General features: G+C 60.0%; 12 protein-coding genes. 5 read left to right on the top strand and 7 right to left on the bottom strand.

The annotated features are described in order from the left end of the window. The first annotated feature begins 25 nt into the window (after positions 1-25). Positions 26-1,639, top strand: a complete 1,614-nt coding sequence (locus PMI32_RS18955; RefSeq protein WP_008027643.1) for an EAL domain-containing protein — start codon at positions 26-28, stop codon at positions 1,637-1,639. Positions 1,640-1,646: 7 nt separating this feature from the next. Here PMI32_RS18955 and PMI32_RS18960 read toward each other — a convergent pair whose 3' ends face one another. Further along, a complete protein-coding gene (locus PMI32_RS18960) occupies positions 1,647-3,437 on the bottom strand; it encodes an ATP-binding protein (RefSeq protein WP_008027642.1) in 1,791 nt (596 codons plus the stop codon). A gap of 10 nt (positions 3,438-3,447) precedes the next feature. Further along, a complete protein-coding gene (algB, locus tag PMI32_RS18965) occupies positions 3,448-4,794 on the bottom strand; it encodes a sigma-54-dependent response regulator transcription factor AlgB (RefSeq protein ID WP_008027640.1) in 1,347 nt (448 codons plus the stop codon). 437 nt (positions 4,795-5,231) lie between these two features. Here algB and PMI32_RS18970 point away from each other — a divergent pair, with 437 nt between their 5' ends. The 4 genes from PMI32_RS18970 to PMI32_RS18985 all read left to right on the top strand — a co-directional run bounded on the left by PMI32_RS18970 (position 5,232) and on the right by PMI32_RS18985 (position 9,345). Further along, entirely contained in the window at positions 5,232-5,519 is a 288-nt protein-coding gene (locus PMI32_RS18970) for a hypothetical protein (RefSeq protein ID WP_008027638.1), read from the top strand. Positions 5,520-5,600: 81 nt separating this feature from the next. After that, positions 5,601-5,765 carry a DUF1328 domain-containing protein gene (locus PMI32_RS29675; protein ID WP_003177151.1) on the top strand — a complete coding sequence of 55 codons (165 nt, stop codon included), beginning with the start codon at positions 5,601-5,603 and terminating at the stop codon, positions 5,763-5,765. A gap of 832 nt (positions 5,766-6,597) precedes the next feature. Then, complete coding sequence (gene gltP, locus PMI32_RS18980) at positions 6,598-7,929, top strand: glutamate/aspartate:proton symporter GltP (RefSeq protein WP_008027636.1); 1,332 nt, start codon at positions 6,598-6,600, stop codon at positions 7,927-7,929. 186 nt (positions 7,930-8,115) lie between these two features. Continuing rightward, entirely contained in the window at positions 8,116-9,345 is a 1,230-nt protein-coding gene (locus PMI32_RS18985) for a spore maturation protein (RefSeq protein WP_008027633.1), read from the top strand. Between the two features lie 129 nt (positions 9,346-9,474). Here PMI32_RS18985 and PMI32_RS18990 read toward each other — a convergent pair whose 3' ends face one another. From PMI32_RS18990 to PMI32_RS19010, 5 genes are read right to left on the bottom strand one after another with little or no spacing between them, the layout of a single operon-like run. Continuing rightward, positions 9,475-10,101: an ABC-type transport auxiliary lipoprotein family protein gene (locus tag PMI32_RS18990; protein ID WP_008027631.1), complete on the bottom strand. Its 627-nt coding sequence runs from the start codon at positions 10,099-10,101 to the stop codon at positions 9,475-9,477. After that, positions 10,098-11,036 carry an MlaD family protein gene (locus PMI32_RS18995; RefSeq protein WP_008027629.1) on the bottom strand — a complete coding sequence of 313 codons (939 nt, stop codon included), beginning with the start codon at positions 11,034-11,036 and terminating at the stop codon, positions 10,098-10,100. The genes PMI32_RS18990 and PMI32_RS18995 overlap by 4 nt, the downstream gene beginning before the upstream one ends. A gap of 1 nt (position 11,037) precedes the next feature. Next, entirely contained in the window at positions 11,038-11,841 is an 804-nt protein-coding gene (locus PMI32_RS19000) for an ABC transporter ATP-binding protein (protein WP_008027627.1), read from the bottom strand. After that, a complete protein-coding gene (locus PMI32_RS19005) occupies positions 11,838-12,986 on the bottom strand; it encodes an ABC transporter permease (protein ID WP_032828683.1) in 1,149 nt (382 codons plus the stop codon). The genes PMI32_RS19000 and PMI32_RS19005 overlap by 4 nt, the downstream gene beginning before the upstream one ends. A 54-nt stretch (positions 12,987-13,040) precedes the next feature. Beyond that, positions 13,041-14,069 (bottom strand): DUF5924 family protein, encoded by a 1,029-nt coding sequence (locus tag PMI32_RS19010; protein ID WP_032828682.1) that lies wholly within the window; start codon positions 14,067-14,069, stop codon positions 13,041-13,043. Positions 14,070-14,144 lie beyond the last annotated feature (75 nt).

The following is a 14,144-nucleotide window of genomic DNA, read 5'->3' as shown; positions in this document are numbered from 1 at the left end:
TTGGTAATTCTTCGGATATTCCCATATGCCTGCTGCTCGAGAGACGCTTCGTAGCTGGTTCTATCGCCCGTGGTTTTTGGCGATGCTGGCGGCCGCCCTGAGCAGCGTGTTGCTATTGGCGCTCAGCCTGTTCGTGGCCATTCATCAGATCGAGCAGAACGAAAGCCTGGAAATGAACGCGCAAGGCGAGCGATTCCTTTCGCGCCTGGAGCAGTTGTTCGGGCAACTGCGCGAAGGCCTCGATGATCTGGAGGCCCAACCGCTGCGAACCTGCGACAAAGACATGATCGCCACTTTGCAGCAGGTCACCTTCAATTACCGCTTCGTTTACGAGGCCGCGTATATGGATGCCTCGAAGATCTGCTCCAACCGACCGAGCCAGGAAGGACTGTCGCTGTCACGAGCACCGGACATTCAAGATCCCACTTACAGTTATTGGCTGAACACCACCACCGAACCTGATGAAAACCGCGCCGCACTCATGCTCGGACGGGGCAACTTCCGAGTCGCGACCTCTCGCGGACATTTGACCGACATGGTCGACCTGTCGCCGGGCAGCAGTCTTTTGGTGATACTCGACAACGGCACCCGCGCGATTCCGGTGCTGGGCTCCCCGCAAGCCTGGCCACCGACCGTGCCTTGGCCACCGAAAAGCAGCGAAGCCTTGCAAGTCACCCCGACTCGCTTGATTTACCTCATGCCGACCAAAAGCCCCGAATACCAATTGGTGCTGATCACCCCGCGCACCGCCGTGAATGCGCCCACCGCCTGGTGGTGGCTGGTGCCGGCCAGCCTGGCATTGGGAGTACTGGTGGGCTTCATGGTGTTTCTGCTGGTGCGTCAGCGGCAGTCGCTGGACGCCGAATTGAGCGGTGCGATACGACGTGGCGAGTTGCAGGTGTTGTATCAACCGATCTTCGACCTCGACAGCCGCAACTGCGTCGGAGCCGAAGCCTTGCTGCGCTGGCGCCGGCCGGACGGCACCCTGACCAGCCCCGACCTGTTCATTCCGATGGCGGAGAACACCGGCCAGATCCGGCAGATGACCGACTTCGTCCTGCAACGCCTGCTGGAGCAATTGGGGCAGTTGTTGCGGGCCAATCCGCAACTGTACATCTCGGTCAACCTCGCAGCGTGCGATGTCATGGTGCCGCGAATCGGTCAGGTGATGGCGCGCCTGCTGACCTTGCACCGGGTCGCAGCCAAGCAGATTGCCTTTGAGGTGACTGAACGGGGATTGATTGACGTGGTGGTGGCCCGGGAAAATCTGCAGGCCTTGCGCGATGTCGGGCATCAGGTATTGATCGATGACTTTGGCACCGGCTATTGCAGCCTCGCCTATCTGCAAACCCTGCCGGTGGACTGCCTGAAAATCGACAAGGCGTTCATCGATGCGCTGGGGCATGACGCCGCCAGCAGTGGCGTGGCGCCGCACATCATTCACATGGCCCAGTCGCTGCACCTGAAGGTGATTGCCGAAGGCATCGAACATGAAGCCCAAGCCGCATTCTTGAGCAGTGAAGGGGTGAAGTTCGGTCAGGGCTGGTTGTTCGCCCATGCATTGAGCGCCGTACAGTTCATCGAGCTGATAACCCGGGGTCGGCGACTGGCCGGCCGACGCCTGGATGACGAAGCGTAATCGCGCGTTAAACCGCCAAAGCCATGTAGAACTGCGTGCCCTGCCCCGGACGCGAATAAACCCCCATCCGCCCACCGTGCAACTGCACGATTTCCTTGCATAACGCCAGGCCGAGCCCCGCACCACCCTTCTTGCGCCCGACCTGCACAAAAGGCTCGAAGATCCGCCCCTGCTGGCCGTAGGCGATGCCCTCGCCATTGTCCTCGACGCTGATGATCACCCGCTCCCCATGACGCCGCGCCTGCAAGCGTATCTGGCCGTCTGGGCCGGTATGGCGCAAGGCGTTGTCGATCAGGTTGTCGAGCACACGGTCCAGTTGCGGTTGATCGGCCTGCAACCACGGTAACGGACCTTGCACCTCCACCAGCAGGTTGATGCCCTTCTCTTGTGCTGTTTCAGCGAACCGCGACCGGGCCTGCTCCAGCAGCGCCTCGATGGAACACGGCGCCAGTGAGAGTTTCTGCAGTCCGTTCTGGTAGCGGGAGAAGTTCAGCAAGTCGTTGATCAGTTGCATCAAACGCTGCATCTCTTCATTGACGGTGTCCAGCAGGTCCGCTTCTCGCGAGTCCTGCGCAAAATGCGCGCGCTCACGGAACAGGCCGAATGCCATGTGCATTCCCGTGACCGGCGTTCGCAGCTCATGGGAAGCGCGCAACACAAACTCGCTGCGCACACGCTCGAAAGCGCGCTGCTCAGTGACGTCATGCAACACCATTACTGCGCCCAGAATATGACCCTGCGTATGACTGACCGGTGTCAGGCTGTACGTGAGCAACCGCGACTCGCCATCGACCTCGATACTCAGGTCGTCCGGCGCCCGTTCCAGCGTGCCGCCACGCAGTACCAGTTGCAGCTGTTGATCCAGCTCGGGTCGTTCGAGCGCTGTGCCCAGCCCCTGGCCGAGACGGTCGGTGTCCCAACCCAACTGGCGCTGCGCCACCGGGTTGAGGTGTTCGAGATGGCCGTCGCGGTCGATCATCAGCAGCCCGTCATCAATGCTGTCGAGCACCGCCTGCAAACGCTGCTGGCCGGCGAGCAATTCGTCGATATTAGTGGCCTGGTGCTGACGCAGAGCCTCGGCCATGATCCCGAAACGCTTGGTCAGCAGATTCATTTCCACTGCCGAGGAAATCGGCAGGGTTACCTCGAAATTGCCTTGGCCGATATTGTCGGCGGCCTGAGCCAACGCCTCGATCGGTTCGCCGAAACGACGTGCGATCGCATGAGCGGTGACGAAACCGATGATCAGCACCGCCAACCCGACCAGACCGAGCAGGCCGGCAATCAGCAGCGCTCGTTCCCGCGCCTGACGTTGCGTTTCATTGATGGTATCCAGCGCTCGCTTTTGCTCGGTAATCAGCCCGTTGCGCAACACGTTGAGTTTTTCGGCGAGGTCTTCGTTGCCACTCAGTACATGGGACGGATCGTGTGCCTGGTCCAGCGCCTGAAGAAACCGCAGGTAATCGTCCTTGGCCTGCCTGAAACCGTGTTGGCCGTTCTCTTGATTCTGCTCATGGGCGATGCCTTCATCCACCAACTGAAGATAATGCAGCCTGGACGTTTCAAACGCCGCTGGATCCGATTTTTCGCCCAGCATGAGGATCAGTTGATCGCCCAGGGTCTGGCGCATCTTCAGGCCCAGATCCAGGGTGACGAAGTTGTTGCGAATCAGCGCTTCCTGGGTTCCCGCCATCTGCATCACGCTGACCAGACCGAGCAAAAGTCCCAGCAGCGCCACGGTGATCAACGCGGAAATACTCAGAAAAAGCCGAGTACGCAACTTCATCGCCAGTTTCATCGCGCAGGGCTCACAAGTTGTACTGCTTGCGTTTGCGGTAGAGCGTCGAAGCGTCGATCCCGAGCGTCTTGGCGGCCTGATCCAGGGTGTCGGCGGTGGCGAGGACCGCGCCGATGTGGGCCTTCTCCAGTTCATCCAGGCTCAGCGCAGCGCCGATGCGTGGCGCATTGTTGACGGGGGTTTCGGCCATGCCCAAGTGGCTGATTTCAACCCGTTCCTGTGGACAAATAATGCTCGCCCGCTCGACCACGTTGCGCAGCTCACGGATGTTCCCGGGCCAGCGATAGCTGAGCAGCGCTTCACGGGCTTCGTCACTGAAAACCCGCGCCGGACGTGCGTATTCCTTGACGAACCGGGCCAGAAAACGCTCAGCCAGGTTCAGAATATCTTCCCGCCGTTCGCGCAGCGGCGGCAGGTGCAAGGTGATGACGTTCAGGCGATAGAGCAAATCTTCACGGAAACGACCGTCGCGGACCATGTCTTCAAGATTGAGGTTGGTGGCCGCAAGGATTCGCACATCGGCGCGGCGGGTGACCGGATCGCCGACGCGTTCATATTCCTTGTCCTGGATGAATCGCAGCAACTTTGGCTGCAATGTCAGGGGAAAATCGCCGATCTCGTCGAGAAACAGCGTTCCGCCGTCAGCCTGGTTCACTCGTCCGAGCGTGCTTTCACTGGCGCCGGTGAACGCGCCACGGCTGTGACCGAACAACTCGCTTTCCATCAGTTCGGCGGTCAGCGATGGGCAGTTGATGGTGACGCAGGATTTTTTCGCACGCTTGCTCCAGCCGTGAATGGCCTGGGACAGTTCACCCTTACCGGTACCGGACTCGCCGAGGATCAGGATGTTGGCATCCGTGCTGGCCACCTGGCGGGCGGTTTCAAGCACCACTTTCATCGCCGGGCTGTGGGAATCCAGACCGTCCTTGGGTTTGCGCACTTCACCTTCCAGCGCCTCCAGACGGGCCGACAGTTGCCGCACTTCCAGTTGCTTGGCGGTGGCAAGGCGCAATTGATCAGGGCTGCACGGTTTGACCAGATAATCAGCGGCGCCGGCCTGAATGGCATCCACCGCGGTGTCCACAGCCGAATGTGCGGTGACAATCACCACGCGCATCCACGGCGCCTGAATGCGCATCTGCGCCAACACGTCGAGGCCATTGTCCTCGCCGAGGCGCAAATCGAGGAAGCACAGGTCGAAAACCTGGCGTTGCAGCAGTGCATCGGCCTGCGCCGCGCTGTTGGCGGTGGCGACGCTGTAACCTTCATCTTCGAGGCAGTATCGGAACGTTCGCAGGATGGCGGATTCGTCATCCACCAGCAGAATGCGGCCTTGATGCTCAGTGGCTGATTCCATTTTCCTACGCTCCTTAAAGAATGATCTTGGTTTAGTCCCGGAATAATCGGGCAAGTTGCATGGTTGATTCTGGTCGATTCCGGCTACAGCAGGGTAGCTCGCCCCTCACCCTACGGCTAATCACCTGATTTTGTTGTTTTTTTATCAGATAGCCGGTTTTCAGTTGATTCCCCATCTTTCCTTGTGACATCCGCGCCCTCCCCGCAATTCAAAAAAAATGAAAGTTCCTACAAATCCATCGTGCATTACGCACGACTGTGGAAGAGCCATCGTGCAGGATGCGTCCGACATGATTTTCATGAAAATCATAACTATCTGATTTTATTGGTATTTATCATCGTTAAAAGCTGGCATGCAGGCTGCAACAACCTGATTAACCAGGGCATTCAGAAACGTGGCCCATAACAAGATCACCACAGAGTGGGAGGAGCTTCAGGATGAATCGCCAACATGCCGCCCAATTGCGTATCTCGCCACTGCATATCCAGCAAGGCCTGTTTGCTGTTCTGGCGCTCCTGATCACCTTGATCGGCGGCCAGCAGTTTCAGCGTTGGGAGCAGAGCCAGCAGCAAGAAGCGCCACGCGTGTCGATTCAGCATCCGCCCCAAACCCACTTCAGCGCCGTCAGCAGCAGCTTCGCTGACAGCGTCCCGATGCGAATGATGGATGTCGACCAGGCTCAGCCTGCGGACGAGCTGACACATCAGGAACGTTGGGTGTTCTAGACACACGAACTTGGCGCGCTCGCGGCGCCGGGAAACGCATCACAAGTAGCCTCTCTAAATAGAAGCGTAAGGAGAATCACCATGTTGAGCTGGGCAATCACATTCTTGATCATTGCCATCATCGCTGCAGTACTGGGCTTCGGTGGTATCGCGGGCACCGCCACGGGTATCGCCAAGATTCTCTTTGTCGTGTTCCTGGTGATGTTCATTGCTTCGTTCTTCTTTGGCCGTCGCGGTCGAGGTTGAAGATGAGCGTTTCACCCAAAACGTTGGCAGCCGCCCAGCTCCTGGGCGGCAGTGCCATCGCGATGGGGGCAAGGCGCGGTGAAGAAAACAACTGAAGAAAGATCCTGGCTGGTACTGAATTTGTCACACGAAAGAAGCAGCATTGCTTCTCTCCAATGCGCTACCTGAGGAAGGTAGACGCATGACCAAGGGGTCGGGACGTTCTGCCTGTTTCAGGGGCGGAGTGACCTACGGGTACAGGGAGTACCTGCGAAAGGGCCGGGTCAGGAAAAAGCTGCGACGCAAGTTCGTCGACCCTGCGCGGTTCGATGGACTTGCGAAGAGCTTGCGCGCAAACCTCTGAAATAGAGCGATCCATTCGGTTTCGCTGCTCTACCCTCTGATTCGCACGAACAATCACCGGAAAATACTTTCCCGGTGTTTTTTACGTGACCGTACATCGAGAAAAAACCGCCTGAATTCGCAGCGATTTCTCGCCTCTTACTCTCGGATTTTTCTGAAAAAACCCTCCCGCACAACTGATCAAAAAACACCCAGACTAGCCGGAGATGGCCGGTTCGCGGCACATATGCCTGCCGAAATGTCATATTCGAACCGTTTGCGACGTCGCTTTCAGTAAAAAAACCTCATGCCGATTCGGCATAGGGTAGGCGTTTACGGCATTAGACGTCGCATCCTTGCATCGGAATAGTTGCGCCTTTTTTCGCCTGCCAGAGAGCCATAAATACTCGCTCCGGGGCACCTTATACGGGGGCAGATGCACAAGACTTTTTCGCCAAAAGCGTTCCAGTTCCCGCATCTGCCTGAGTCAAACGCAAGTAAGGGTAAAGATATGAAGAAGGCAAAGCTTAGCCTCGCCTGGCAGATCCTCATCGGTCTGGTATTGGGGATTGCAATCGGTGCGCTGCTCAACCATTTCAGTGCCGAAAAGGCTTGGTGGATCAGCAACGTTCTGCAACCAGCAGGCGATATCTTTATCCGTCTGATCAAGATGATCGTGATCCCGATCGTGATCTCGTCGTTGGTCGTCGGTATTGCGGGCGTCGGTGACGCGAAGAAGCTCGGCAGCATCGGCCTCAAGACGATCATCTACTTCGAAGTCGTCACCACCATCGCCATCGTCGTTGGCCTGCTGCTCGCCAACCTGTTCCACCCGGGTGCCGGCATCGACATGAGCACCCTGGGTACCGTGGATATTTCCAAGTACCAGGCGACCGCCGCCGAGGTACAGCATGAACACGCGTTCATCGAAACCATCCTCAACCTGATCCCATCCAACATCTTCGCGGCCATGGCCCGCGGCGAAATGCTGCCGATCATCTTCTTCTCGGTGCTGTTCGGTCTAGGTCTGTCGAGCCTCAAGCCCGAGTTGCGCGACCCGCTGGTAACGATGTTCCAGGGCGTGTCGGAAAGCATGTTCAAGGTCACCCACATGATCATGAACTACGCCCCGATCGGCGTGTTCGCACTGATCGCGGTGACCGTGGCCAACTTCGGCTTCGCGTCCCTGCTGCCGCTGGCCAAACTGGTGATCCTGGTTTACGTCGCCATCGCCTTCTTCGCCTTCGTGGTGCTGGGCCTGATCGCTCGCCTGTTCGGTTTCTCGGTGATCAAGCTGATGCGCATCTTCAAGGATGAGCTGGTGCTGGCCTACTCCACCGCCTCCTCCGAAACCGTGCTGCCGCGTGTGATCGAGAAGATGGAAGCCTACGGCGCACCGAAAGCCATTTGCAGCTTCGTGGTACCGACCGGTTACTCGTTCAACCTTGACGGTTCGACCTTGTATCAAAGCATCGCGGCAATCTTCATTGCCCAGCTCTACGGCATCGACCTGTCGATCAGCCAGCAATTGCTGCTGGTACTGACCCTGATGGTCACCTCCAAAGGCATCGCCGGCGTTCCGGGCGTGTCCTTCGTGGTGCTGCTGGCAACCTTGGGCAGCGTGGGCATCCCGCTGGAAGGCCTGGCGTTCATCGCCGGTGTCGACCGCATCATGGACATGGCGCGTACTGCGCTGAACGTGATCGGCAACGCCCTGGCTGTGTTGGTCATCGCCCGTTGGGAAGGCATGTACGACGACGCCAAGGGCCAGCGCTACTGGAACTCCCTGCCGCACTGGCGCAGCAAGGAAAAGCTGCCTGCCGGCGAAGTGTCCAGCAACTGACCCTGTAGGAGCCGGCTTGCTGGCGATGAACGATAACGCGGTATGTCTGATAAACCGCGGTGTCCGGATCGCCAGCAAGCCGGCTCCTACAAAGATGTGGCGTTTATATGAACCCCGGAGAAATCCGGGGTTTGTCGTTTCTGGCTACCCCGCTATCATTCGCCGCATTCTTCGGGGGATTTACTGATGCTCAATGGCCTTTGGCTTGGCTTCTTCATTGTGGCGGCCGTGTCGGCGCTAGCGCAGTGGCTGATCGGCGGTAATGCCGGGATCTTCGCGGCGATGGTGGAAAGCATTTTCGCCATGGCCAAGTTGTCGGTCGAGGTCATGGTCCTGCTGTTCGGCACCCTCACCCTCTGGCTGGGTTTTCTGCGGATCGCCGAAAAAGCCGGGATCGTCGAGTGGCTGGCCAGAGCGCTGGGCCCGTTGTTCCTGCGTCTGATGCCAGAAGTGCCGGCCGGTCACCCCGCCATCGGCCTGATCACCCTGAACTTCGCCGCCAACGGCCTGGGCCTGGACAACGCCGCTACGCCGATCGGCCTTAAAGCCATGAAGGCGCTGCAAGAGCTCAACCCCAGCGACACCATTGCCAGCAACGCGCAGATCCTGTTCCTGGTGCTCAACGCCTCCTCCCTGACCCTGTTGCCGGTGACGATCTTCATGTACCGCGCGCAGCAAGGCGCGCCGGATCCGACGCTGGTGTTCCTGCCGATCCTGCTGGCCACCAGTTGTTCGACCATCGTCGGCTTCCTGGCTGTCGCGTTCATGCAACGCCTGCGCGTCTGGGACCCGGTAGTGCTGGCCTATATGATTCCCGGTGCCCTGATCCTTGGTAGTTTCATGGCGTTGCTGGCAACGCTCTCGGCCACCGCGCTAGCCAGTTTGTCGTCGATCCTCGGCAATCTGACGCTCTTCGGGATAATCATGCTGTTCCTGGTGATCGGCGCGCTGCGCAAAGTGAAGGTCTACGAGGCCTTCGTCGAAGGTGCGAAAGAAGGCTTCGACGTGGCGAAGAATCTGCTGCCGTATCTGGTGGCAATGCTCTGTGCCGTCGGTGTACTTCGGGCGTCCGGTGCGCTGGATTTCGGCCTCGACGGGATTCGGCACCTGGTGGAATGGGCCGGTTGGGACACGCGTTTCGTCGACGCGCTGCCGACAGCGATGGTCAAGCCGTTCTCCGGTAGCGCCGCGCGGGCGATGCTGATCGAAACCATGAAGACGTCCGGGGTAGACAGCTTCCCTGCCTTGGTAGCGGCGACGATTCAGGGCAGTACGGAAACGACGTTCTATGTGCTGGCCGTGTACTTCGGCGCGGTGGGGATTCAGCGGGCACGGCATGCGGTGGGGTGTGCGTTGCTGGCGGAGCTGGCCGGGGTACTCGGCGCCATTGGTGTCTGCTACTGGTTCTTCGGCTAACCAAATACCCCCTGTAGGAGCGAGCCTGCTCGCGATGGTGGCAGGAGCACCGCGCTCTTCCAGAATGCCCGCGTCATCGTTGACGTCCATCGCGAGCAGGCTCGCTCCTACAGGGGGGATTGCGTCGGCTTACGGTCGTGGTGGCGGCGCGACTTTCTGTCCTTGCTCAACCGCCCAATCCACCACCTGCGCCGTCAGCTGATCGCTCGCCAGGCCAAACCCGGCCACCACCGCTGGCACCTTCACATCGCTCAGCGGCTGACGCACTTCGAAGCGGCGGCTGGCGAGAATGCGCTGGTCGTAACCACGCACCAGCAACGCATCCAGACGCACAACGACACTCGCCGCTGTGCCTTGGTATTCAGTCTGGAACGCTTGCAAACTCCCGCCCAACTCCAGATCCGCCTGGAAATTGCTGTCATCGGTGCTCAACAACGGCACCCGGCCATCACGCTGGAAACCATCGAGCAGACGATTGCGCAGCAGCACCGGCGCCGGATCGCTCCAGCGTGAAGCCTTGTAGCTGCTGATCAGGTCGCCTTGCGGTATCACGGCGATTTGCGGACTGTTCAACGCCTCGCTGGCCTGCGGTTTGGTGAGGCGCAGTGACCAGCGTTGCGCCGTGCCATAACTGCCCGAAACGCTGCCCTGGACCGAAGGCAACCGATAGACGTCGGACGGTTCGGACTTGGGCAGGATCGAGCAGGCGCTGGTCAGCGTAAAAACGCCGAGGAGGGCGATGTGAGTCAGCTTCATGGCGTGAACTCCTTGTTCTTGTCATTGCCCAGCAAGTAACCGCTCGGGTTGGCTTCCAGGCGCTGGGAGATGGCGCGCAACGAGGTCAGGGTGTCGCGCAACTCACGTACAGCCGGGGCCAGGCCATTGAGGCCTTGCATGCCGCTGTTGAGCGAATCCTGGTTGTTGGTGAGCAATTTGTTGATGGTTGCGCTGCTTTGTTCCAGCGACTTCATGGCTTGCTCGGCGCTGCCGAACATCTGCTTGCCCTGATCGGTGAGCAAGCCGTTGGCGTTGCGCATCAGGGCGGCGGTCTGTTCCAGCGTCGCCGTCGCTTGTTTACCGATGGCAGAGAGTTGCTGCATCGCCTGACGGATGTCACCGCGCTGATCGGCGATGGTGCCGGTGGTTTGTTCCAGGTGTTCGAGGGTCTTGCTGATGCGCTCGACGTTCTCCGACGAAAACATCTGATTGGCGTTGTGCATCAACACGTTCACGCCGGCCATCAAGTCGTTGCTGTCGTTGAGCAAACGGGCGATGGGCGAGGGCGAGGCCACAATCGTCGGCAAGTTGCCGTCGTGGCCCTTGAGCGTCGGGCTCTGCGGCGTGCCGCCACTGAGCTGGATGATCGAGGTGCCGGTGATCCCGGTCAGCGCCAGTTTGGCCTGGGTGTCTTCCTTGATCGGCGTATCGCCGCCGAGGCGAATCCGCGCCAGCACGCGACGCGGGTCTTTCGGGTCCAGGCGCAAGCTCACCACATCGCCGACCTTGATCCCGCTGTACTGCACGGCGCTGCCCTTGGACAGGCCGCTGACCGCCTCGTTGAAGACGATCTCGTAATCCTTGAACTCGGTGTCGACGCTGGACTTGGCCAGCCACAGACCGAAGAGCAGGGCGCTTGCCACCACAATCACAGTGAACAGGCCGATCAATATGTGATGGGCTCGGGTTTCCATGTCAGACCTCGTTGAGCTGTTGAGCGGCTGTCAGCGCCGCGCGGCCGCGAGGGCCATGGAAGTATTCGTGAATCCACGCGTCGTCGGTTTCCGACACCTTGTCGATGGCGTCCGCCACCAGCACTTTCTTCTGCGCCAACACCGCCACGCGGTCGGTGATGGTGTAGAGCGTGTCGAGGTCGTGGGTCACCAGAAACACGCTCAACCCCAACGCGTCGCGCAAGGTCAGGATCAATTGATCGAAGGCTGCCGCGCCAATCGGATCGAGGCCGGCGGTGGGCTCGTCGAGGAACAGGATGTCCGGGTCCAGCGCCAGCGACCGGGCCAGCGCCGCGCGCTTGATCATGCCGCCGGACAGCGAAGCGGGGTACTTGTCGGCCGCCGACAGCGGCAACCCGGCCAACGCCAGTTTCACCGCCGCCAGGTGTTCGGCATCGTTGCGGCTCAGCCCGGCGTGTTCGATCAGGGGCAGGGCGACGTTCTCGGTCACGGTCAGCGAAGAGAACAGCGCGCCTTTCTGAAACAGCACACCGAAGCGCCGTTCGACCATCGAGCGCTCGTGCTCGGACAGGGTCGGCAGGTTTTTACCAAACACTTTCACCACGCCTTCGCTGGGCTGGCGCAGGCCGACAATGCTGCGCAACAGCACCGACTTGCCACTGCCGGAACCGCCGACCACCGCGAGGATTTCGCCCTTGTACAAATCCAGGTCGAGGTTCTCGTGCACGCTCTGGCGACCGAAGCGATTGCACAGCCCACGGACCTCAATCACCGCCTCGGAGGGCGCTCGGGGTAGACGACTCACCAGCCCATCTCCATGAAAAACAGCGCGGCCACGGCGTCGAGCACGATCACCACGAAAATCGACTGCACCACGCTCGACGTGGTGTGCGCCCCGACGGACTCGGCGCTGCCGCTGACCTTGAAGCCTTCAAGGCAACCAATGGCGGCGATCAGGAAGGCGAAGATCGGCGCTTTGACGATGCCGACCAGAAAGTGTTGAACGCCGATGTCGGTTTGCAGCAGCGACAAGAACATCGCCGGCGAGATATCCAGCGCCACGGCGCAGACCACGCCACCGCCGACAATCCCCGAGAGCATCGCCACAAAGGTCAGCATCGGTAGCGCCACCAGCAGCGCCAGCACGCGTGGCACCACCAGCAACTCCATCGGGTCGAGACCCAAGGTGCGGATGGCGTCGATTTCTTCGTTGGCTTTCATCGAGCCGATTTGCGCGGTAAATGCACTGGCGGTGCGCCCGGCCATCAGGATTGCGGTCAGCAACACGCCGAATTCACGCAGGAAGGAGAACGCCACCAGGTCCACGGTGAAGATGCTCGCACCGAAACTCGCCAGTACCGTTGCGCCGAGAAAAGCCACCACCGCACCCACCAGAAAGGTCAGCAGGGCAACGATGGGCGCGGCGTCGAGGCCGGTCTGTTCGATGTGCGCGACCATTGGCGTGATGCGCCAGCGCTTCGGGCGGAACAGCCCACGGGCGATGGTTTCCAGAATCAGACCGACGAAGCCCAGCAGTTGCAGGGTGTCTTGCCAGACGGCATCCACTGCGCGGCCGATACGGGTCAGCAACTGAATGCCGACGCTGATTTCCGCTTCCTTGATCGGTACGCAAAAATCGGTCATCGAACAATAAACGGTCTGCAACAACGCACGATCGGCGACAGACAAGGTGCAGTCCGGATGCTCAGCGGATTTGCCGAGACGGTCCGAACCGAGCAATTCCACCAGCAGCGATGCGCCGGCGGTGTCGAGCGCGCCGAGGCCATTGAGGTCGATGTGGGTTTTGTCGTCGTATTGGCCGCGAAGCTTTTCGCTCAGGTCCTTGAGTTCGGCGTAATGGGCAAGCGTCCAGTCACCCGTCACCCGCAACTGAGCGGGGGAGTGAGCGGCGTCCAGTTGGGCATTGCCGGCCATTGTGCTGCTGGTCATAAGCTCCGTGCTTGTTCGGCTGTTACGCAGAGCTACGTAATAGCACGAACCGCATTACTTTTCTTTGGTCGGTGTGCTGTCCGTGATCGTGAAGCGCAACACGCCGATCAACTGGCCGTCCTCGGTCAGCACCCGAACTTGCCACTTGCCCGCCGGGTTACCGGGGAAGTTCTGCTTGTGGGTCCAGGCGCGATAGCCTTCCTTGCGCCCGCCGTGGATGTCCAGGGCGATGCGGTCGACCTCTTTGCCGTTGAACTGCCACACATGGTAAATGCGCTCGTCGAGACCGCGCGGGGCGTTGATCGCGGTGTAGGCGTACAGGCCATCGCCACGGATCTGCTCGGCGCTGACTTCTTCCAGACTCTTGCCCGGCGTGCGGTCCTGCATTTGCGTACTGATCGCCACATCGGTCATCCACAACGTCGCCGGCGGCACCCACGAGCGCAGCCCCCAACCCACGCCGCCGATGCCGACGGTGATGCTCAAGATTGCCAGCGCGTTGCGCACAGTGCGAATAGGGAAGATCGACGCCAGGCTCGGGAACGACAGCACGACGGCGGTGCCCAGCGCCAGTTTGAAACTCTGGGAGGTGGTCAGGTGCAGGATGACGGGCAGGGCGGTCAGCAGCGCGGCAAACAGCGTCAGCGTATGCAACGCCAGGAACGCCCAGCGCCGGGGCGCCAGCCACTTGTAGTAGAGCGGGTCAGTGATGGAAATCAGCGCGGCGATGCCCAGCAGCCCGGTGAAGAACAACTGGCCGCTGTTCCAAGTGGTGGTGATGAAAAAGAACGGCAGGACGAAAAACAGGCTTTCCTGGTGAATCATCTGCGTGGCGTAGCGCAGCAACGGCTGGGGAATTTCCCGTTTGAAGATTCGGGTGAAGAGCTTGGTGAGGCTGTTTTCCAGCATCAGCCAGATCCAGCTCAACACCATGATGATGGTGATCCACGTCGCCAGGCCTTGCTGACGATCCACCAGCATGAAGCTGCCGACCCCGGAAATGAAACCGCCGAGCGCAATGACCCCGGGATAGCGCTTCATCAGTTCGAGGATGCGCTGTACGAACAAGGTCAGGGTAGGCATTCGGCGGTTCACAGTAGTCGTAGGAAAAAACCCCGACAGGTTACCGCCCGGGGGGCGGTGTGGCGAGGGTGAAGT

Origin of the sequence: Pseudomonas sp. GM60, from assembly GCF_000282415.1 — a bacterium.
GTDB lineage: Bacteria > Pseudomonadota > Gammaproteobacteria > Pseudomonadales > Pseudomonadaceae > Aquipseudomonas > Aquipseudomonas migulae.
The sequence above is the reverse complement of the archived record's forward strand: the minus strand, read 5'-3'. Positions and strand labels throughout refer to the sequence as shown.